We start from the raw sequence: 19,394 nt of genomic DNA on the forward strand, positions 1-19,394 counted from the left end.
CCGTCCGAACGTCATTCGGAGGCTCCATGTCGTCTACTTCGCCGCTACAGTTCGCCAGATCGGTCGCGATGCTGATTGTCGTCGCAATGCCTGCTTTCGCAGGTGGCGACCTCAGTGCCCATGCCCAGGCGATGATGCGTTCGCCCAACATCAACATCCCGAGCCGGGTGCCGAGCATCAACCCGGGCACCGCGATGCGTGCGCCGCCGCCGACGGCGATGACCGTGCGCCCGACCTTGCCCAATGCGCGATTTGCACCGAACCTGCAGACCTCCTGCGACCCGGCGGATCGCAGCGCCTCGGGTGAATGTCTCGACCGCCGGCCGGTGACGACGGACGGGCAGGGCCGGCGGTCCCAAGGAAGATTGGACAAAGACAAGTCCGCCAAGGTGACGCAGCGGGGCGAGCCGAAAGCTGCGGCCGCGGTCGACCCGCGGACCATCGCCAACGAGATCGTCGCCGAAATCGATGACGGTCTCTCGACGGACCAGGCCGACGCGCTGGCGCGCCGCCATGGCCTGCAGCGCATCAGCTCGCAGCGCTTTCCGCTGATCGGCGCCACAATCGGTCTGTTCCGGATCACCGATCGCCGCTCGGTGCAGGCGGTCAGCCGTGCGCTCGCGGCAGATGCCAGGGTGCGTTCGGTGCAGCCGAACTACCGCTACACGCTGCAGCAGCAGAGCGCGCCGCCCGTCGAGGGCGACCCGGCGCAATACGCGCTGGCGAAGCTGCGGCTGCCCGAAGCGCACAGGCTGGCCCAGGGCTCCAACGTCACCATCGCAGTGATCGATTCCGCGGTCGATCTCAAGCACCCGGAATTCGCCGACGCGTCGTTCGACGCGTTCGACGCACTCGGCGGTGACGAGGGGCCGCATGTGCACGGCACGGGCATCGCCGGCGTGATCGTGTCGCACAAGCGGTTGATGGGCAGCGCGCCCTATGCACGCATCATCGCCATCCGCGCCTTCGGCATGGCCAAGAAAGGCGGCGGGCCGGAGAGCAGCTCCTATGTGATCCTGAAGGCGCTGGACTACGCGGTTCTGCACGGCGCGCAGATCGTCAACATGAGCTTCGCCGGCCCGAAGGATGCGGTGATCGAGCGCGCGATCGCGGCGGTCGCTTCCAAGGGCGTCGTGATGGTCGCCGCGGCCGGCAATGCCGGGGCCAAGTCGCCGCCGCTGTATCCTGCGGGCAATCCGAACGTCATCGCCGTCAGTGCGACCGATGACAGGGACCAGTTGCTGCCGGCGTCGAACCGCGGCAATTACATCGCGCTGGCCGCGCCCGGCGCCGAGATCTTCCTGCCGGCGCCGGACGGAAAATATCAGATCATCTCGGGCACCTCGTTTTCCGCGGCCTATGTCAGCGGGCTTGCGGCGTTGGTGCTGGAGCGCAATCCGGCGCTGAAGCCGGAAACGGTGCGGACCGTGCTGACCGGGACCGCGCGCGATCTCGGGACGCCCGGACGCGACGATCTGTTCGGGGCAGGGGAGGCGGATGCCCTGGCGGCGGTCCAGGCCGTGGCCGCGCCGCAGGATGCGCCCGCTGCTGCTGTGCCTTCCGCGGGGCTGCAAACGGAGCCCACGGCGGCCCGTGAGTTGCGCCCGGCGTCGGCCGCGGTGACCGCGGCATCTCCAGCCGGCGACGCGCTTCGGCCCGCGCAGCAATGACGCCAACGTTTTCGTGAACGTTCCGAAAATCTCCCGCTCGCCTTGAACGTGCAGCGGGGCGATCACGACAGAAAGCATGTGGGAGCGGTGATCCCCTCCCCAAGGCTATATACGGCGCGAGCGCCCATCCACCCCAAGCGCCCATATGGCTCGACCCGTCCGGTTGTCCCCCCGGACGGGTCTTTCATTTTAGGCGAGGTCGAAGCCCGGCAACGTCGATATCCGGCAGTGTCTCGCGCACCCCGAGTCGAACATCCTTGGGTTGTCTAGGGATGCCGTTGGTCGCGTTAGCGCTCCGCGCCTGGCCAAAGCCCGAAAAAACACGGACAAAATTTCCGCACGACTACGGTTTGGCCGCCAAACAACATGGCATTAGCTAGACTTTGTTAACCTTTTCCACAAAATATTCACGTCACGTTGCGTTGATTCGTGCCGAGTGCGTCCGTCCCCTTATCTCACGGGCTCCCCCATGACACATCGACCGGACGTGGCTTGCAGCCGCGAACTGGCTGCACGCTGGTGCGCGCTTGCCGAAAGGCGCCTGGACCATCTCACCGAGCTGTTCCAGAGCGGCCGCTGGCGCCGCTACTACACCGAGCAGTCTCTCCTGGACGATATCCGCCAGGCCAAGGCCGCGGTGCAGACCTGGCAGGCGCTATCCCGCGCCGAGCCCGAGCAGGTGAGCATCGTGCCCAGCCAGACGCCGGCTGCCGTTGTGGCTGCGCCACCGGCGCCCGCGCGCCCCGCCGAGCCTGAGCCGATCAAACTCCGTCTCCATGAAAATCATCCCATCGAGCGGCGCCCCATTGCGCTGCCGCCTTCGCTCGAAACCATCCTTGCGGAGTCCAAGATCATCGTCGAGCCCGAGATCGAGCTGGCCGCGGATGATCTGGAACTGGACGACGTCATCGAACCCGACTATGTGGCCGAAGACGACATCGCGCCCGAGCCGACCGTCGCGCCGTCCCGCATCGACATGTTCGCCCTGGAGCAGGCCTTGAGCATCGGCATTCAATCCGACGCCGAGTATGACGAGCCGGTGGTCGATCTCGATGCCATCGAGCGCCGCTATCCAGCGCTGGCGGTCGCTTATTAGTCTGTTACCGGCTGACGGCGTTGCCGTTGACAGTCAGATGGGCAAATCGCTGCGCACCGTCCTGCGTCAGGTCCGATGTCACCGGCTTGATGTGATCGAGCCCGATGACCGCGCCACAGGGCGTGCCGGAGATGACGTTGTTGCTGACGAGCGCCGTGCCCGCGCCCGGCACGACCGAGAGGCCGACGCCGGCCAGAGCGTTGCGGACGACGTTGCCGGAGATCACCACGTCGCGCAGATATCGACCCCAGCCGGCGACGATGCCGTAGGACGGGGCATTCTCGACCACGTTCCCGGTCACCGCGGAGTCCGCCTCGACATAGATGCCGATGCCGGCATCGTCGTCGGGTGCTGTGCCGATCGGCCGCTTCGGGATCAGATTGCGGATGATGTTGCCCTGGACCACCGCGATGCGGCCGCCTTCGTTGAAGTTGCATACGGAGACGCCGAAGGCGGCACCATCCACCGTATTGCCTGAGATGACGGCGCCCTCGAATGCGAACTCAGAGTAGAGCGCGACCTCGCGCACGTCGCTGACGCTGTTGCCGACGATCTGGATGTTCGAGGCCGAGTTGCCCCGCACTGCCGAGTAGTCGCAGTTCCTGATGCGGTTGCCGCGCACGATCACGTTGCCGGCGCGAAAGGCGTTGATGGCGTTGCCGTACTGGCCCGAGCCGCCGGGGCCGGCCTTGATGTCCGTGATGCTGTTGTCGAGCACCATCGTGCCGTCGTCGCCGATCGCGGTGCGCAGGATCTCGATGCCGTTGTCGCGCGTCCCCTTGATGGTATTGCGCGACACGATCAGCCCGAGGGCATCGAACGACACGATCGCGGTGACCGCGATGTCGGTGAGGACGTTGCCGCTGACGTCGCCGGAAACCTGCTCGAGCCAGATGCCGCTGCCGCCGGAGCGGGTGATCTCGCAATCCAGGATTCTGACATCGTTGCCGGCTGCAACGTGAAGCAGGCCGCGCCGCTGGGGCAGGGCAATGCCACCGCCGTCGAGCGCGACGCCGCTGACGCCGAGGCCGTCAGCGCCTTCTGCTGACAGCATCGACGGGCCGCCACCGGTGAACACGAGCTTGGTGGCACTCCGGACGCCGACCATCTGGCTGCCCCTGGCAAGCCGCAGCATCGAGGTCCTGTAGGTGCCCGGCGGCAGCGCCAGCGGCACCTGGGCGCGGGCGGCCTCGTCGATCGCACGCTGCAGCGCGCGGGTCTGGTCGTCGGGACTGTTGGGCTTGACGCCATATTGCGTGGCGTCGCGGCCGAGTGTGGAGATCAGGAGGGTGGCCTGCGCGGCATCCGCCGGCAGGGCCAATGCCCCGGCGACGCCGGCAGCCGATCCAGCCAGAATGCGGCGGCGATTGACATCCATGGTCAGCGTCTCGCGCAAAAGATGATGTGCGGCCACGACTTAAGCTGAAAGTCTCAATGCTGATGCCGAGGATGAGCGCCTGCGCCCGGGATTGTTGGCGGTAGGGTTAAATCTTCACGTCAGATCGCCCGCCGGCGTGGGTTGCCCGTCGAACCGGTGAGCCTCTCCCGAGGGAACCAATGGGACTCGGGGACATTGTTCCCGCAATGGATCGGCGAGGAGAGGGTCATGCATCTGTCAAATGAGAGTCTACTGGTTATTCTGTTCGTGGGCATTGTCGCGGGCTGGCTCGCAGGCCGCGTCATGGAAGGCGGCGGCTTCGGCCTGATCGGCGACCTGATCGTCGGCCTCCTCGGTGCCTTCATCGGCAACTGGCTGTTGCCGCAGCTCGGCATTCATCTGGGTGTCGGACTGGTCGCCGCGATCATCAACGCCTTCATCGGCGCCGTGGTCCTGTTGCTCCTGCTGCGCTTGATCGGTGGGGGATTTGGCGGTCGGCGCCGCTGGAGCATCTGATATCCCGCGCTGACCGTCAGCGGTCATACCACCATCAGCGTCAGCTCGTGCGACAGGACGCCTGTCGCACGAGCTTGACCAGCTCCGTCAGCATCGCTTCGCCGGCATCGACGAGCCCCTCCAGCGTGATGCGCGAACTGCCGTGCGGCAACGCCGTGCCGGCACGCGGCAAGGGAGGAATGTGGATGAAGGCGGCGAGCCGCGGCCCTTCGGCGGCCTTGGTCGCCTCGATCGCGCGCCAGCTCAGATAGTTGCAGAGATAGCTGCCGGCATCGCGCGAGGCCCGGGCATCGATGCCGGTGGCGCGCGCCGCGCGCAGCAGCCGCGCCATGTGCGGGCCGAACGGCATCGGATGTGCACCCGGGACGATCACGCCCTTGCGCGCGACGTGGCGGTCGGCATCCGGGAAGGTCGTGGTGATCGCGTTGCGGGCGCGCGTCTCGATCCGCAGATAGGACGTTCGCCCGGCGAGGCCGAACATCATTAGCGCATGCGGGCGCCGCTCGGCGATCAGCGCGGGCAGCTCGCGATCCACGGTCGCATAGGTCACGTGAAAGATGTGGCTGCTGATGGCGACGTCGTCCAGCGCTGGCCGCCGCAGCTCGGACAACCGCTTCACCAGCGGCATGGTCGGATTGGACGGCGCGCCGGGAAACGGACCGAATCCGGTGATCAGGATGCGCGGCCGCTCGCTCATGTCAGCATCTCCGCGAGCTGCTCGGCGGCGAGCGCCGGCGCGACGCGGCCCTCGGCGACGTCGCTCTCCAGCTTCTTCACCTTCGCGCGGATGGATGGATCGGTGCGCAGCCGCGCCATCAGGCGCTGCTCCAGCATGGTCCACATCCATTTCACCTGCTGGTCGCGCCGCCGCGCGGCGAACTCCCCGGAGGCGATCATCGCCTTGCGATGATCCAGGACCTTCTGCCACAGCTCGGCGATGCCCGTGCCTGATATCGCCGAATAGGTCACGACCGGCGGATGCCAGTGCTCGGAGCGGGGGCTGAGCAGATGCAGCGCGCCGCGATAGTCGGCGGCGGTGATGTTGGCGCGCTTGACGTTGTCGCCATCGGCCTTGTTGATCGCGATCATGTCGGCGAGCTCGACCAGGCCCTTCTTGATGCCCTGCAGCTCGTCGCCGCCGCCCGGCAGCATCAGGGCGAGGAAGAAATCGGTCATGTCGCAGACCGCGGTTTCGGACTGGCCGATGCCGACCGTCTCGACCAGGATCACGTCGAAGCCTGCGGCCTCGCACAGCAGCATCGCTTCGCGCGTCTTGGCGGCGACGCCGCCGAGCGTGCCCGACGATGGCGAGGGGCGGATGAAGGCGTGCTCGTGATGGGACAATCGCGCCATCCGCGTCTTGTCGCCGAGGATCGAACCGCCGGTGCGCGCCGAGGACGGATCGACCGCGAGCACCGCGACCTTGTGGCCCTGTCCGATCAGGAACATGCCGAGAGCATCGATCGTGGTGGACTTGCCGACGCCGGGCGAGCCGGTGATGCCGACGCGGATCGCGTGCCCCGTCCGTGGCAGCAGCGCCTGCACCAGTTCGCGCGCGGCGGCCTGATGGTCGGCGCGGCGGCTCTCGACCAGCGTGATCGCGCGCGCCAGCGCCGCGCGGCTGCCGGCGCTGATATCGTCGGCCAAGGTCGTGGTATTTGGCGAAGGAGAACGAGAGGACATGCGCCCGTTATAGCGGATGCGAGCGGCCCGGCCAGCTAGTTCTCCTCCGCATCCCCCTTCGGCCTCGCGCCGCCGAAGATCGCCTGCCCCTCCGCGCTGAGATAGGGCTTCAGCGTTTCCCAGGGCACGAAGGCGACATAGTCGCCTTCCGCGTAGGCGCCAACGGCGTAGGGCGGATAGTGGAAGGTGAGGCCCGAGCTCTTGCCGGCCAGCGTCGAGGGCGCGAGCGTGACGGCGCCATTGCCGAGCAGCTTCGGCTCGACGCTCTTCAACCACCACTCGTCAGTGTCGCCGGCGTCGCGCGCCTTCTTCTCTGCTCGCAGCGAGGCGATGATCGCCTTGCTGATCGCGGTCATGGTCGGACCGTTGTCGGCGGTCTCGTTGAAGAACGGGCGGATCGAGATGCGCTTGGCGGCGGCCTTGTCCCAGAGGATGGTGTCGACCGTCCGGTTGGGATGGGCGCCATGCGTGTCCATGTAGTCGTTGCGCAGCACGCTGACATAGCGATCGGCGACCATCGAACGCACCGAATAGTCGCGGCCATAGGTGTAAGGGCCGTCGCGGAACAGTTCCTTGTCCGCCTTGTAGTCCTTGGCGGCGTCCGCGGCCTGCTTGTCCATCCACTTGCGGCCTTCGGCGAGGCAATTCGCGGCGAGCGCCGGATCGGCCTTGATGTCGGCACTCAGCGTGACGCTGGCCTCGGCGGCCTTGGTCTTGATCGACGCATCGGGCTTGGCTTCGGCGGCGATCGCCGGCGAGAGGGTGAGCAGGCCGAACAGGGCGGCGACAAGCAGTTTGGTAGAATACATGAGGCTTGTGATCCGGGTTTGGTTGTCTGTGCGCGCACGTACCGCAAAGGTTCGATCGTGCCCAGATCGAACGCGCGGCCATTGATTACAGCGCGTCAATAGCTCGACGCTCTCGGGAATGGACGCAAGACAATGTCGAGATTCCGGGCTCAAGGCCTTTGGCCTTGCCCCGGAATGACGGTGGGGTGTGACGCAGTCGGACTATTCCGCCGCCTCGCTGTGCCCCAGCCGCGCATTGAGCTTTTGGATCAGCTCCTCGGCGGCGTCGGCGATGACGGTGCCCGGCGGGAAGATCGCCTCGGCGCCGGCCTTGTACAGCGCATCATAATCCTGCGGCGGCACGACACCGCCGACGATGATCATGATGTCCTCGCGGCCCTGCTTCTTGAGCGCGGCCTTCAGCTCAGGCACCGCGGTGAGATGCGCGGCCGCCAGCGATGAGACGCCGAGAATGTGCACGTCGTTCTCCACCGCCTGCCGCGCCGCCTCGTCGGCGGTGGCGAACAAAGGTCCGATGTCGACGTCGAAACCGATGTCGGCGAAGGCCGACGCGATCACCTTCTGGCCGCGGTCGTGGCCGTCCTGGCCGATCTTGGCGACCAGGATGCGTGGCCGGCGGCCCTCGGCCTCCTCGAACGCCTCGATCAGCGCCTGCAGCTTCTCGGCTTTGCCGGACATGGCGGCGATCTCCCGCTTGTAGACGCCGGTGATGGACTTGATCTCGGCGCGATGGCGGCCGAACACCTTCTCCAGCGCGTCGGAGATCTCGCCGACGGTGGCCTTGGCGCGCGCCGCGTCGATCGCGAGCGCCAGCAGGTTGCCGTTGCCGTCGCCGGCCGAGCGCGTGAGCGCCGCCAGCGCCGCATCGACCTCGGCCTGCCTGCGCTCGGATTTGAGCCGCGACAGCTTGTCGATCTGCAGCCGGCGCACGGTGGAATTGTCGACCTTGAGCACGTCGAGCGGCGGCTCGTCGGTCGGCTTGTATTTGTTGACGCCGATCACCGACTGGCGGCCGGTGTCGATGCGGGCCTGGGTCTTGGCCGAGGCTTCCTCGATGCGCAGCTTCGGCACGCCGGCCTCGATCGCCTTGGCCATGCCGCCGAGCTCCTCGATCTCCTGGATGTGGCCCCAGGCCTTGGCGGCGAGGTCACGGGTGAGGCGCTCGACATAATACGAGCCGCCCCAGGGATCGATGATCCGGGTGGTGCCGCTCTCCTGCTGCAGGAACAGTTGGGTGTTGCGGGCAATGCGGGCGGAGAAGTCGGTCGGCAGCGCCAGCGCCTCGTCGAGCGCGTTGGTGTGCAGCGACTGCGTATGGCCTTGCGTCGCCGCCATCGCCTCGACCGCGGTGCGCACGACGTTGTTGTAGACGTCCTGCGCGGTCAGCGACCAGCCCGAGGTCTGGCTGTGTGTGCGCAAGGACAGCGAGCGCGGGTCTTTCGGATTGAAGGGCTTCAAGAGCTTCGCCCACAGCAGGCGCGCCGCGCGGAGCTTGGCGACCTCCATGAAGAAGTTCATGCCGATCGCCCAGAAGAACGACAGCCGCGGCGCGAAGCGGTCGACGTCGAGTCCGGCGGCGATGCCGGCGCGCAGATATTCGACGCCGTCGGCGAGCGTATAAGCGAGCTCGAGATCCTGCGTCGCGCCGGCTTCCTGCATGTGATAGCCGGAGATGGAAATGGAATTGAACTTCGGCATCTTCTGCGAGGTGAAGGCGAAAATGTCGGAGATGATCCGCATCGAGGGCGAGGGCGGATAGATGTAGGTGTTGCGCACCATGAACTCTTTCAGAATGTCGTTCTGAATGGTGCCCGACAGCTTCTCCGGCGGCACGCCCTGCTCTTCGGCGGCGACGACGAACAGCGCCAGGATCGGCAGCACGGCGCCGTTCATGGTCATCGACACGCTCATCTGGTCGAGCGGAATGCCGGCGAACAGGGTGCGCATGTCGTAGATCGAGTCGATTGCGACGCCGGCCATGCCGACGTCGCCGCCGACGCGCGGATGATCGGAATCATAGCCGCGATGGGTGGCGAGATCGAAGGCGACCGAGAGGCCCTTCTGGCCGGCGGCGAGGTTGCGCCGGTAGAAGGCGTTGGAATCCTCGGCCGTGGAGAAGCCGGCATATTGCCGGACGGTCCATGGCTGGTTGACATACATGGTCGGGTAGGGGCCGCGCAGATAGGGCGCGATGCCGGGCCAGGTGTCGAGGAAGTCGATGCCGGCGAGATCGGCCTCGCCGTAGGCTGATTTTACCGGGATGCCTTCCGGCGTCAGCCACGGCTCGGCAGCGCCTGCGGGCGCGGGGGCTGCGATCGGCGCGAACGCGATGTCGGCGAAATTCGGAATCCGGGTCATTCCCTGGCGTCCTCAAACCTGCGGTTTCTCTCGATCAGCTCTTGGATGTTCTTCTTGTAGACCGGATCATTGCGTGGATCCGTTGTCATGCTGCGCGTCCAGAGGCCGTGGACCGCAGTTTCGATGAGCGCGGCCAGCCAGTTGATCATGAGGTGGTCCTCGGACGCTCGCATGTCGCGCGCTCAGTCATGATCCGGATGCTGATGACTGACGATGGACGCCATCTTCTCCGGTCCATAGTTCTGTTGTGTCGTCTGGCTCGGCAGATTGGCGATCGCGACCACCCAGCCAAGTCGCGACTCCGAGCCATATTGTCGCGTCGGCACCACCCGGTCCGGCCGGTCGAAGCTGCCGGTCATGATCTCGATCCGCGGCCCATCAATACGCCCGAAGCCGAGCGGCGTGCCGCAGGCGGGGCAGAAGAAGCGCTCGGCGATCGTGGATGAACGGAACGCGGCGGGCTGACCGCGCGTCCAGGCGAAGTGCTCGCGGTCGATCTCAGCGAACGAGGCGAACGGCGCGCCGGAGGCTTTCTGGCACATCCGGCAATGACAGATGCTGACCTTGTTCGGCGTGGTCTTGAACGCGAAGCGGACGGCACCGCATTGGCAGCCGCCGGTCAGGAGAGGCTTGGTGTCGTCGGTCATGCTCACTCCAGATGCGTATAGGCGTCCTCGAGCGTCTTCAGCGCGTCGCCGCCGGCGAACACGAAGCTGCCGATGCCTGCTTCGCGCAACGCAGCTTCCCGCTCGCCGCCCCGGCCTGCCAGATAGATATGTCGTGCGCCCGCGGCCTGAAGGGCCTTGGCCGCCGGAACCGCGGCGTCGGCATAGACCTTGTCGGACGAGCAGAGGCAGGCGACCGCGGCGCCGGAGGCGCGGTATGCATCTGCGAGCGCGGCCGGATCCGCGCCGCCCTGGCCGTCGATCGCGGCGATGCCGCCGGCCTCGAAGAAGCTGCGGACGAAGGTCGCGCGCGCGGTGAAGTCGGCGGCGGTGCCGATATTGGCGAGGAAGACCGAGGGGCGCTGTCCCTGGCTCTTCAGCAGGCTGTCGGAGCGGTCACGCAGCCGCTCAAATCCTTCAGCGAGGCGGATCGGCGTGAGCGGTGCGAAGCTGAGCGCAGCCTTGGCCGCCAGCGGCGCGGCCAGAGGGGCGACCGCTTCCACGGCGACTTCGGCCTCGTTGAGATTCGGAAACTCGCTGGCGCCGGTCAGCACGTCGCGCCGCTTGGCGATGTTCGCATCGCGCGCCTGCTTCACCGCGGCGACCTTGGTCTGGATGAGGCCCGCCTGCAACGCCGCAACGACGCCGCCGGCCTTCTCGATCTCCTGGAACAGTGCCCAGGCGGCGCTGCACAACTCGCTGGTCAGCGCCTCGATGCCGCCGGCACCGGCGGCGGGATCGGCGACGCGGGCGAGATTGCTTTCCTCCAGCAGCACCAATTGCGTGTTGCGGGCGACACGGCGCGCGAACGCGTCGGGCAGGCCGAGTGCGGCCGTGTGCGGCAGCACCGTCACGGCATTGGCGCCGCCCAATCCGGCCGCGAACGTCGCGATGGTGGCGCGCAGCATGTTCACGTAAGGATCGCGCCGGGTGAGCATGCGCCAAGCCGTCTCGCCCGAGATGAAAAGCGGCTTTGGCGCCAGGCCGCAGGCCTCCTCGATGCGCGCCCACAGCCGCCGCAGGCTGCGGAATTTCGCCAGCGTGAGAAACTGATCGGTGTCGGCGGCGAGCCGGCCATAGATCATGCCGCGCGCGGTCTCGAGCGCGATGCCTTCGGCTTCGAGCGCCCGCAGATAGGCGACGGCGGAGGCGAGCACGAAAGCGAGCTCCTGCGCCTCCGACCCGCCGGCGTCGTGCACGACCCGGCCGTCCGCGGCGAAGAACGGGCCCTTGAAGCCGGCCTCGTGCAGTTGCTTGACCAGCGCGCCCGAGTTGCCGCCGAGCGTCGATGCGTCATGCGAGCTTGCGCCGCGAGCGGCCGCATGCCCGATCGGATCGAGGCCGAACCGGATGTCGCAGGCCGCGGCCTTGATGCCGCGCTGCTTGACGGTGTCGGCGAGAAGCGAGGCGGGCGAGAGCGAGTCGCCGAGGTGCAATTCAATTGCAATCGCAGCATCGAGATGCACGCCATCGAGCGCGCGCGCCACTGCGTCGGGGCTGGCGGCGAGGCCGAAGCCGTGCGCGGCATTCGACCCGGCAAACACCAGCGACAAGCCGGTCGCGCCATTCTCGAGGTCGATCAGCGCCTGCGCATTGGCCTTGGTCGGATCGGGATGATCGACGCGCTGCATGATCTGCCAAGGCGCCGATGGCGCGCGGCCGGCGACCGGCGCGGCATGCTTGGCGCGCGGATAGATCGGCTGGATCTCGAGCCCGTCATAGGTCTTGCCGACCAGCTTCTCGAAGGCCGCGCCCTTCAGCACGCCATCGACCAGCTTGCGCCAGTCCGCCTCGCCGGCCGGCGCAAAATCGGCGGCCAGTCGCAGATCGTCGGTCTCGGTCGTCATGCGGATCGCGTCTCCCGGGCGTCTGTTATCGCGATTGTTGTGGTGCAAAATGCCACGTCAGGACGGCCAAGCCAAACGGTTGTTTGGCCGGAGATGTCAGCTATTCGGCTGACGGCAACGGCCGGATTCCGTCGCGCGAAACGGCGAGCATGGCCTCATCGACGCGGCGGCCGGCAATCTGTCGCGCCGGCACGATCTCGGCCAGGGGTACCAGCACGAAGCCGCGTTCGAACAGGCGAGGGTGCGGCAGCGTGAGATCGGGGGTGTCGATCGCGAAATCGTCATAGGCGATCAGATCGAGGTCGAGCGTCCGCGGACCCCACCGCGTCTCCTGCGCGCGATTGCGGCCGAACATGCGCTCGACCGCGTGCAGAACGCCGAGCAGCGGCCGTGGAGGCATCGCGGTCGCGATCTCGATGCAGGCATTGATGAAGGGCGGCTGCTGCTCCTCGCCCCATGGCGGCGTGATGTAGTCGGACGAGCGCGCGATAAGCGCCGCCGACGCGCGCGCACAGATCTCCGGAATGGCGCGCCGGAACGTCGCCCTGACGTCGCCGACATTGCCGCCGAGAGCAACCAGCGCGCTCGCCATCGCCGTCATGGATGCCGCGAGCGCATCAGCACCACGCCGACATCCTCGAAGATGGCGGCGATCGGCGCATGCGGCTTGTGCACCGTGACCTTGACGGCGCGAATGCGGGCGAAGGTCGACAGGATCGCATCGGCCACCGCGCCGGCCGCGCGTTCGAGCAGGCGGTAGTTGGAGTCCTTGAACGCCGCCGTCGCCGTCTCCACCACGTCGGAATAGGACACGGTGTCGGCGAGGCGGTCGCTGCGCGAGGAGTCCGAAAGGTCGGTGTAGAGCTCGAGGTCGATCACGAAGCGCTGGCCGACCTCGCTCTCATGCTCCATCACGCCATGACGCGCGTGGATGAGAACGCCCTTGATGAAGATCGTATCGGTCATCGCAGTGCCTCGATTGCCGCAGCCACGCGTACGGCCTGAACCGTTTCGGCGACGTCATGCGCCCGGATGATTGCAGCACCGCGCCGAGCCGCAATCAGATGCGCCGCGATCGAGCCGCCGAGCCGCTCCTGCGGCTCCGACGCCACCACGGTGCTGATGAAACGTTTTCGCGACGCGCCGACCAGCAGCGGCAGCCCGAAGCATGCGAATGCATCGAGCCGGGCCAGCGCAATCATGCTCTGCTCCGCCGTCTTGCCGAAGCCGATGCCTGGATCGAGCACGATGTTCCCACGGGGAATGCCGGCCTTGGCCGCGATGTCGAGCGAGCGCGTGAAGAAGCCGATCATGTCGGCGACGATGTCGATCTCCGGATCGACGGCAGCACGGTTGTGCATCACCACGATCGGCGCGCCATGCGCGGCGACGACATCGGCCATCGCGGGATCGCGCTGCAGACCCCACACATCATTGGCGATCGCAGCACCATGGTCCAGCGCGTAGCCTGCAACTTGAGATTTCATGCTGTCGATCGACACGGGCACGCCGAGTGCGACGACCGCGGGCAGGATCGGCTGCAGGCGCGCCAGTTCCTCCTCGGCCGTGACCGGCACCGCGCCCTTGTAGGGCCGGGTGGACTCGGCACCGATGTCGATGATGTCGGCGCCGGCCGCGATCAAGCGCTCAGCCTGCGCAATGGCGCGTTCCGGTGCATCGAAACGGCCGCCGTCCGAGAACGAATCCGGTGTGACGTTGAGAATGCCCATCACCGCCGGGAATGGACGCGAAAGCCAGCTCCGCAGCAGCGGGTGGCTCGACGCGAGGTCCGGGGCGGAGTGCAGCGAAATGGCGCTCATGGGCGCCGCTTTGCGCGGTTGCCACCCTCAAGTCAAGGTGTCGCACTGCACAAGCGCGGTCAATCTAGAGGCTGGTCAATAGCTGATCTTCGGCTCCAGCCGGCGTGCCCTTTCGATGAGCTGGCCGACCGACTTCTCCGATGGCAGGATGCGAACCAGTTTCCGCCGGGTGTTCACCTCCTTGATGTTCTGCGCCAGCCGGGCGGGATTGCGGTGCGCCAGCTCGCGCACGGTGGTCACCCCGGCTGCGCGGACGAGGCAGACCTTGGCCTTGCCCATGCCGGGAATGCGCATGTAATCGGCGGCGTTTGCCCAATCGAGCAGTTGCTGCTCGCTGATGCCGGTCTTGGCGGCGAGCGCCTTACGCCCTTTCACGGTCCGGGCGGCTTCGAGAAATGTGTCGGTGGTCCGGATGCCCAAAGCTTTCAGCTTGGCGGCATAGAAGGTCGTCATGCCTTCGAGTTCGGTGATCGGATATGTCATGATACTCGGCGCGCGCGAAGGTGCTTCAGGTGATATGGCCCGGGCGGTCGGGCTTGGGGCAACCGGGCTCAGGCCGGGTGTGCCTGTCGCGATCGTGCCAACTGATCGGCTTCGATTTGGTCGCGGCCGAACGCAAAAAGTTCACCGGCTGACGGCTGCGGCGCCTGCCATTGCCGTCCATTGCCGCTGAGGAAGTCAGGCCCGATGCCGATGATTTCAGCCACGACTTTACTGACGCCGGCCGTTCTGGCCAGCGGCTCAATCAACTCGTTCATGTGAACCCCGTCTCATCCGGTCCCCCACGACCGGATGTCCTCTCGCTGAATTCATCTTGATCGGACGATCCGTGAATTACAAGCGAGGAGCCGGCTCGGTGCGCGAATCGATTCGCGATCGACGATGAACTGTTGCAGCGATGCAAGACCGGATGTTGAATCCACGGATCAAACGTGCGCATCGCGCAGCACCAATGCTAAGAAGAGTGCGTGCCGTGCGAAGAGGTGAGCACCCTGACGCTGGTTCCAATTCGCGAAACTCAACTATGTTATCGCGCGCGATGCTCCGCACCACGTGTGATGCGAAACATTCTCTCTCGAAAGATGGATCATCATGGCACCATCCGGAAAACCCGTGGCTGATACCGACGACAAGATCTTCGTGGGTGCCGGCGAGCAGCCGGCCTGGTTGACGCTTGCGCTTGCCAATCGCCATGGACTGGTCACCGGCGCGACCGGCACCGGCAAGACAGTCTCGCTACAGGTGATGGCCGAAGGTTTTGCCCGTGCCGGTGTTCCGGTCTTCGCCTCCGACATCAAGGGTGATCTCTCGGGCATCTCGCAGACCGGCGAAGCGAAGGACTTCATCCTCAAGCGCGCCACCGAGCTCGGCCTCACCTATCAGCCCGATCAGTTCTCGACGGTATTTTGGGATGTGTTCGGGGAGCAGGGCCATCCGGTGCGCGCCACCGTTACCGAGATGGGACCGCTGCTGCTGGCGCGGATGCTCGACCTCAACGATGTCCAGGAAGGCGTGCTCAACGTCGCGTTCCGCGTGGCCGACGAGAACGGCCTCGCCCTGATCGACATGAAGGATCTGCGCGCGCTGCTCGACGCGATCATTCCGGAGGCCGGCAAGAAGGGTGCGGATGCGGAGGCCGATCCGCTGGCGCCGATCCGGAAGGCGGCGCAGTCGTTCGGCAATGTCACGCGCGCGACCGTTGGCACGATCCAGCGGCAGTTGCTCGTGCTCGAGAACCAGGGCGGCACGAAGTTCTTCGGCGAGCCGGCGCTGATGCTCACCGACTTCATGAAGACCGACCGCGACGGCCGCGGCATGATCAACATCCTCGTCGCCGATAGGCTGCTGGAGAGCCCGCGGCTCTACGCGACGTTCCTGCTGTGGATGCTGTCCGAGCTGTTCGAGGAGCTGCCGGAGGTCGGCGATCTCGCCAAGCCCAAGCTGGTCTTCTTCTTCGACGAGGCGCATCTGTTGTTCAACGATGCGCCGAAGGCGCTGATGGACAAGATCGAGCAGGTGGTGCGGCTGATCCGGTCGAAGGGTGTCGGCGTCTATTTCGTCACGCAGAATCCGCTCGATGTTCCTGACCGGGTGCTCGGGCAATTGGGCAATCGCGTGCAGCACGCGCTGCGCGCCTTCACGCCGCGCGATCAGAAGGCGGTGGCCGCGGCCGCCGACACCTTCCGCCCCAATCCCAAGCTGGACACCGCCAAGGTGATCACCGAGCTCGGCAAGGGCGAGGCGCTGGTGTCGTTCCTGGAGGGCAACGGCACGCCGGCGATGGTGGAGCGCGTCCTGATCCGGCCGCCGTCGGCGCGCATCGGACCCGTCACGCCCGAGGAGCGCAAGGCGATCATCGCCGCGAGCCCGGTCAAGGGCAAATACGACACCGCGATCGACGCCGAGTCCGCCTACGAGCTGCTGCAGAAGCGGATCAGCGGAACCGCCGCGACGACGGAAGCCTCCTCCGGCAGCGTGCTCGGCAAGATCGGCGACATCGCCGCGACGATTTTCGGCACCAACGTCAAGCGCGGCCAGCTCTCGACCACGCAGGTGATCGCGCGCAACGTCGCCCGCTCGGTCTCCGACAAGGTGGTGGGCGGGATCGCGGCCGATCTCGGCAAGCAGGTCGGCGGCTCCTTGGGCAGTTCGATCGGCCGCTCCCTCGTGCGTGGCGCGCTAGGTGGACTGCTGCGGCGTTGATATGGTGTCGTGTTCCCGGTCGGCGTGATGGCCTTGTCATGTCATCTGCGCCGATTGGGGGGCAGGCGGCATTTGCTGCCTTTGCATGAGGCTGGCCCGGACCGCGCAACGGAGCTACAAGCGGGCCGATAGCCGTTACATGCGAAGGATCCGGTGGCCATGGCCAATGCGCAGCTTCAATCCGTTCTCGACCACATCGACGCCGACTTCGACAATAGCCTGGAGCGGCTGTTTGCGCTGATCCGGATCAAGTCGATCTCGGCCGATCCGGCCTTCGCTGGGGATTGCAAGGCAGCAGCCGACCATCTTGCCAAGGATCTTGCGACGCTCGGTTTCGCCGCCGAAGTGCGGCCGACCGCCGGCCATCCGGCCGTGGTCGGCAAGAGCAACGGCCATGGCGCGGCCAAGCCACATGTCCTGTTCTACGGCCATTACGACGTGCAGCCGGTCGATCCGCTCGAGCTGTGGCATCGGCCGCCGTTCGAGCCCGTGGTCGCCGACCATGCCGACGGCCGCAAGATCATCGTCGCGCGCGGCGCCGAGGACGACAAGGGCCAGCTGATGACCTTCGTCGAGGCCTGCCGCGCCTGGAAGAAGGTGACGGGCGCGCTGCCGCTCGACATCACGATGCTGATCGAAGGCGAGGAGGAGGTCGGCTCCAAGAACTTCGTGCCGTTCCTCGAAGCCAACAAGGACGAGTTCAAGGCCGACTTCGCGCTGGTCTGTGACACCGGCATGTGGGACCCGAACACCCCGGCGATCACGACCTCGCTTCGCGGGCTGCTCTATGAAGAGGTGAAGATCAAGGCCGCCAATCGCGATCTGCATTCCGGCGTGTTCGGCGGCGGCGCGCGCAATCCGATCCGCGTGCTGACCGAGATCCTCGGCGGCCTGTTCGACGCCGACGGGCGCATCACCATCCCCGGCTTCTATGACGGCGTGAAGGATGTGCCGCCGGAGGTCCTGGAGCAGTGGAAGAAGCTCAACCTGACGCCCGAGAGCTTCCTCAAGCCGATCGGCCTGTCGATCCCCGCCGGCGAGAAGGATCGTCTGCTGATCGAGCAAATCTCGTCGCGGCCGACCTGCGACATCAACGGCATCTGGGGCGGCTATATCGGCGAGGGCTCCAAGACCGTGATTCCGTCGCTGGCGCATGCGAAGATCTCGTTCCGCCTCGTCGAGGGCCAGGACCCGCTGAAGATCCGCAAGGCCTTCCGCGACTACGTGTCGGCGCGCATCCCCGGCGACTGCTCGGTCGAGTTCGGCGATCATTCGGCGGGCGCTGCGATCGCGCTCGACTGGACCATGAAGCCGTTGGCGGCTGCCAGGCAGGCGTTGACCGAGGAGTGGGGCAAGGAGACCGTCCTGATGGGCTCGGGCGCCTCGATCCCGATCGTCACGGACTTCAAGAAGACGCTCGGTCTCGATTCACTGCTGGTCGGCTTCGGTCTCGACGACGACAACATCCATTCGCCGAATGAGAAATACGACCTCAAGAGCTATCACAAGGGCATCCGCTCCTGGGCCCGCATCCTCGCCGCGCTCGCGGAGATGCCACGGTAGTGCAGGCGCTCGTCCGGGCTACGACCGCGACGGCGCTGATTGTTTGCACGAGGCTGAACTCACGCCGCGCTGGCGACCGACTTCGCCGCAAGATCGCCGCCGGCGATCTTGCGCAGCGCTGCGAGATTGGCTTCGGCCGAAGCCAATCGCCAGCAGGATTTCCCGCTCGACTTGGCTTCATACAATGCGGCGTCCGCCGCGAACAGCAGGGCTTCCGGATCGGTGCCGTGCTCGGGCGCGACGGCGATGCCGATGCTGATGCCGATCTGGACATGCGCGCCGCCCGGCAGGGCCATCGGCGAGGTCATCACCTCGATGATGCGCTCGCCGAGCGCCAGCGCGTGGTCGAGCGCATCATCGCCGGCGAGCACCACGAACTCGTCGCCGCCGATCCGGGCGATGACGTCGCCGCGAGAGGCGGTCTGCCGCAGCGTCCGGCCGACGATCTTCAGCAGCTCGTCGCCTGCGGCGTGACCGAAGGTGTCGTTGACCGGCTTGAAGCCATCGAGATCGAGATACAGGACGGCGAAGCTCCGATCGCCGCCGGCGTCGAGCCTGCTCTGCAGCGCATCGACCAGGCCGGCGCGGTTGGACAGGCCCGTGAGTGGATCGAGCCGCGCCCGCTCGTCGCTCTCGCGCTTGGCCTGCATGACCGCCACCAGCATCTTGTTGAGCCGGAACGCCGCGCCGGTCATGGCGAGGAAGTAGACCGGCATCTGCAGATACATCGCGAACAACAACGGCTCATGCGACGTCGCGACGCCGGGGATGACGGGGCCGATGCTGAACAGGATCATCGTGCCGACCAGGCGCGGCGCGCTGAAATTGCGAAAGCAGATGCCGCCCACCATGGCGGCCGAGGAGATGCAGGTCAGTGACGCGGCCACCCAGTCGCCGGACGCGAGGCTGATGCCGACGCCGAAACCGACGCTGGCGCTCCAGGCCACCGACAGCAGGATGTGGATGTCGGTCGGCGTCGCCAGCCGCTCGCGGGCGCGGCGGTAGGCAATGATCATCACGATCAGCCGCGACAGGCAGATCGCGACTTCGAGCACGAACCAGGTGATGAAGAGCGGGCTCGGCGTACGCAGTGCGAGCGCTGCGGCGACAGCAACGGTGTTGATGGCGCCGCCGGCGAACACCGACCAGCAGCCGTAGAGCTCACGTGTCAATGCGCGGCGGATATCTGATGACACCGGATATCCCGGGTCGGCCAGCCAGCGCGTCACGCGCCAGCGTGGCAAACTGAACGCCAAACCATCACCCCGCATTTCAATACCTCCGCG

The 19,394-nt window shown here is 66.4% G+C and carries 19 protein-coding genes; 5 read left to right on the forward strand and 14 right to left on the reverse strand.

Annotated features, from left to right (window positions below; translation table 11 throughout):
• The first annotated feature begins 26 nt into the window (after window positions 1-26).
• Together QX073_RS10760 and QX073_RS10765 are read left to right on the forward strand one after the other, a co-directional pair.
• Complete coding sequence (locus tag QX073_RS10760; RefSeq protein WP_410051833.1) at window positions 27-1,670, forward strand: S8 family serine peptidase; 1,644 nt, start codon at window positions 27-29, stop codon at window positions 1,668-1,670.
• Between the two features lie 436 nt (window positions 1,671-2,106).
• Window positions 2,107-2,766, forward strand: coding sequence for a TIGR03809 family protein (locus tag QX073_RS10765; RefSeq protein ID WP_316225733.1), 660 nt, complete (start codon window positions 2,107-2,109; stop codon window positions 2,764-2,766).
• Window positions 2,767-2,770: 4 nt separating this feature from the next.
• On the opposite strand, the gene QX073_RS10770 is transcribed toward QX073_RS10765, so the two are convergent.
• Entirely contained in the window at window positions 2,771-4,144 is a 1,374-nt protein-coding gene (locus QX073_RS10770) for a TIGR03808 family TAT-translocated repetitive protein (protein WP_316225734.1), read from the reverse strand.
• Window positions 4,145-4,372: 228 nt separating this feature from the next.
• Here QX073_RS10770 and QX073_RS10775 point away from each other — a divergent pair, with 228 nt between their 5' ends.
• Entirely contained in the window at window positions 4,373-4,660 is a 288-nt protein-coding gene (locus QX073_RS10775; protein WP_315716090.1) for a GlsB/YeaQ/YmgE family stress response membrane protein, read from the forward strand.
• A gap of 40 nt (window positions 4,661-4,700) precedes the next feature.
• Here QX073_RS10775 and QX073_RS10780 read toward each other — a convergent pair whose 3' ends face one another.
• The 12 genes from QX073_RS10780 to QX073_RS10835 all read right to left on the reverse strand — a co-directional run bounded on the left by QX073_RS10780 (window position 4,701) and on the right by QX073_RS10835 (window position 14,600).
• Window positions 4,701-5,357, reverse strand: coding sequence for a pyroglutamyl-peptidase I (locus tag QX073_RS10780; protein WP_172131068.1), 657 nt, complete (start codon window positions 5,355-5,357; stop codon window positions 4,701-4,703).
• Window positions 5,354-6,343, reverse strand: a complete 990-nt coding sequence (meaB, locus tag QX073_RS10785; RefSeq protein WP_315753091.1) for a methylmalonyl Co-A mutase-associated GTPase MeaB — start codon at window positions 6,341-6,343, stop codon at window positions 5,354-5,356. The genes QX073_RS10780 and meaB overlap by 4 nt, the downstream gene beginning before the upstream one ends.
• A gap of 35 nt (window positions 6,344-6,378) precedes the next feature.
• On the reverse strand, window positions 6,379-7,152 hold the full coding sequence (locus QX073_RS10790) for an RsiV family protein (protein WP_315753090.1): 774 nt from the start codon (window positions 7,150-7,152) through the stop codon (window positions 6,379-6,381).
• A gap of 201 nt (window positions 7,153-7,353) precedes the next feature.
• Window positions 7,354-9,510 carry a methylmalonyl-CoA mutase gene (gene scpA / locus QX073_RS10795; protein WP_315753089.1) on the reverse strand — a complete coding sequence of 719 codons (2,157 nt, stop codon included), beginning with the start codon at window positions 9,508-9,510 and terminating at the stop codon, window positions 7,354-7,356.
• Window positions 9,507-9,659: a hypothetical protein gene (locus QX073_RS10800; protein WP_315753088.1), complete on the reverse strand. Its 153-nt coding sequence runs from the start codon at window positions 9,657-9,659 to the stop codon at window positions 9,507-9,509. Before QX073_RS10800 ends, scpA begins: the two co-directional genes overlap by 4 nt.
• 33 nt (window positions 9,660-9,692) lie before the next feature.
• A complete protein-coding gene (locus QX073_RS10805) occupies window positions 9,693-10,157 on the reverse strand; it encodes a GFA family protein (RefSeq protein ID WP_315753087.1) in 465 nt (154 codons plus the stop codon).
• Between the two features lie 2 nt (window positions 10,158-10,159).
• The gene (locus QX073_RS10810; RefSeq protein ID WP_315828248.1) at window positions 10,160-12,022 is read right to left on the reverse strand and encodes a methylmalonyl-CoA mutase subunit beta; all 1,863 of its coding nucleotides are present in this window, start codon (window positions 12,020-12,022) and stop codon (window positions 10,160-10,162) included.
• A 100-nt stretch (window positions 12,023-12,122) separates the two neighbouring features.
• A complete protein-coding gene (gene folK, locus QX073_RS10815; protein WP_315828289.1) occupies window positions 12,123-12,614 on the reverse strand; it encodes a 2-amino-4-hydroxy-6-hydroxymethyldihydropteridine diphosphokinase in 492 nt (163 codons plus the stop codon).
• 5 nt (window positions 12,615-12,619) lie between these two features.
• Window positions 12,620-12,988 (reverse strand): dihydroneopterin aldolase, encoded by a 369-nt coding sequence (gene folB, locus QX073_RS10820; protein WP_315828249.1) that lies wholly within the window; start codon window positions 12,986-12,988, stop codon window positions 12,620-12,622.
• Complete coding sequence (gene folP, locus QX073_RS10825) at window positions 12,985-13,842, reverse strand: dihydropteroate synthase (RefSeq protein ID WP_315716099.1); 858 nt, start codon at window positions 13,840-13,842, stop codon at window positions 12,985-12,987. The genes folB and folP overlap by 4 nt, the downstream gene beginning before the upstream one ends.
• A gap of 75 nt (window positions 13,843-13,917) precedes the next feature.
• Window positions 13,918-14,325: a DUF4332 domain-containing protein gene (locus tag QX073_RS10830; protein ID WP_315716100.1), complete on the reverse strand. Its 408-nt coding sequence runs from the start codon at window positions 14,323-14,325 to the stop codon at window positions 13,918-13,920.
• Between the two features lie 68 nt (window positions 14,326-14,393).
• Complete coding sequence (locus QX073_RS10835; RefSeq protein WP_315828250.1) at window positions 14,394-14,600, reverse strand: hypothetical protein; 207 nt, start codon at window positions 14,598-14,600, stop codon at window positions 14,394-14,396.
• A gap of 334 nt (window positions 14,601-14,934) precedes the next feature.
• Here QX073_RS10835 and QX073_RS10840 point away from each other — a divergent pair, with 334 nt between their 5' ends.
• Both QX073_RS10840 and QX073_RS10845 read left to right on the forward strand, forming a co-directional pair.
• Entirely contained in the window at window positions 14,935-16,545 is a 1,611-nt protein-coding gene (locus QX073_RS10840) for a helicase HerA-like domain-containing protein (protein ID WP_315828251.1), read from the forward strand.
• Window positions 16,546-16,704: 159 nt separating this feature from the next.
• Complete coding sequence (locus QX073_RS10845; RefSeq protein ID WP_315828252.1) at window positions 16,705-18,108, forward strand: M20/M25/M40 family metallo-hydrolase; 1,404 nt, start codon at window positions 16,705-16,707, stop codon at window positions 18,106-18,108.
• Between the two features lie 59 nt (window positions 18,109-18,167).
• Here QX073_RS10845 and QX073_RS10850 read toward each other — a convergent pair whose 3' ends face one another.
• Window positions 18,168-19,379, reverse strand: coding sequence for a GGDEF domain-containing protein (locus QX073_RS10850; protein WP_316167041.1), 1,212 nt, complete (start codon window positions 19,377-19,379; stop codon window positions 18,168-18,170).
• Window positions 19,380-19,394: the final 15 nt, after the last annotated feature.

The sequence above is a fragment of the Bradyrhizobium sp. SZCCHNS3052 genome, from assembly GCF_032484495.1.
Classification (GTDB): domain Bacteria; phylum Pseudomonadota; class Alphaproteobacteria; order Rhizobiales; family Xanthobacteraceae; genus Bradyrhizobium.

What these genes read in the sequence shown, in the direction of transcription:
- QX073_RS10805 (WP_315753087.1), bottom strand. Translation starts at nt 10,157, where the DNA reads ATGACCGACGACACCAAGCCTCTCCTGACCGGCGGCTGCCAATGCGGT.
- QX073_RS10760 (WP_410051833.1), top strand. Translation starts at nt 27, where the DNA reads ATGTCGTCTACTTCGCCGCTACAGTTCGCCAGATCGGTCGCGATGCTG.
- QX073_RS10780 (WP_172131068.1), bottom strand. Translation starts at nt 5,357, where the DNA reads ATGAGCGAGCGGCCGCGCATCCTGATCACCGGATTCGGTCCGTTTCCC.
- QX073_RS10800 (WP_315753088.1), bottom strand. Translation starts at nt 9,659, where the DNA reads ATGATCAACTGGCTGGCCGCGCTCATCGAAACTGCGGTCCACGGCCTC.
- folP (WP_315716099.1), bottom strand. Translation starts at nt 13,842, where the DNA reads ATGAGCGCCATTTCGCTGCACTCCGCCCCGGACCTCGCGTCGAGCCAC.
- QX073_RS10835 (WP_315828250.1), bottom strand. Translation starts at nt 14,600, where the DNA reads ATGAACGAGTTGATTGAGCCGCTGGCCAGAACGGCCGGCGTCAGTAAA.
- meaB (WP_315753091.1), bottom strand. Translation starts at nt 6,343, where the DNA reads ATGTCCTCTCGTTCTCCTTCGCCAAATACCACGACCTTGGCCGACGAT.
- folK (WP_315828289.1), bottom strand. Translation starts at nt 12,614, where the DNA reads ATGGCGAGCGCGCTGGTTGCTCTCGGCGGCAATGTCGGCGACGTCAGG.
- QX073_RS10840 (WP_315828251.1), top strand. Translation starts at nt 14,935, where the DNA reads ATGGCACCATCCGGAAAACCCGTGGCTGATACCGACGACAAGATCTTC.
- folB (WP_315828249.1), bottom strand. Translation starts at nt 12,988, where the DNA reads ATGACCGATACGATCTTCATCAAGGGCGTTCTCATCCACGCGCGTCAT.
- QX073_RS10845 (WP_315828252.1), top strand. Translation starts at nt 16,705, where the DNA reads ATGGCCAATGCGCAGCTTCAATCCGTTCTCGACCACATCGACGCCGAC.
- scpA (WP_315753089.1), bottom strand. Translation starts at nt 9,510, where the DNA reads ATGACCCGGATTCCGAATTTCGCCGACATCGCGTTCGCGCCGATCGCA.
- QX073_RS10830 (WP_315716100.1), bottom strand. Translation starts at nt 14,325, where the DNA reads ATGACATATCCGATCACCGAACTCGAAGGCATGACGACCTTCTATGCC.
- QX073_RS10775 (WP_315716090.1), top strand. Translation starts at nt 4,373, where the DNA reads ATGCATCTGTCAAATGAGAGTCTACTGGTTATTCTGTTCGTGGGCATT.
- QX073_RS10770 (WP_316225734.1), bottom strand. Translation starts at nt 4,144, where the DNA reads ATGGATGTCAATCGCCGCCGCATTCTGGCTGGATCGGCTGCCGGCGTC.
- QX073_RS10850 (WP_316167041.1), bottom strand. Translation starts at nt 19,379, where the DNA reads ATGCGGGGTGATGGTTTGGCGTTCAGTTTGCCACGCTGGCGCGTGACG.
- QX073_RS10810 (WP_315828248.1), bottom strand. Translation starts at nt 12,022, where the DNA reads ATGACGACCGAGACCGACGATCTGCGACTGGCCGCCGATTTTGCGCCG.
- QX073_RS10790 (WP_315753090.1), bottom strand. Translation starts at nt 7,152, where the DNA reads ATGTATTCTACCAAACTGCTTGTCGCCGCCCTGTTCGGCCTGCTCACC.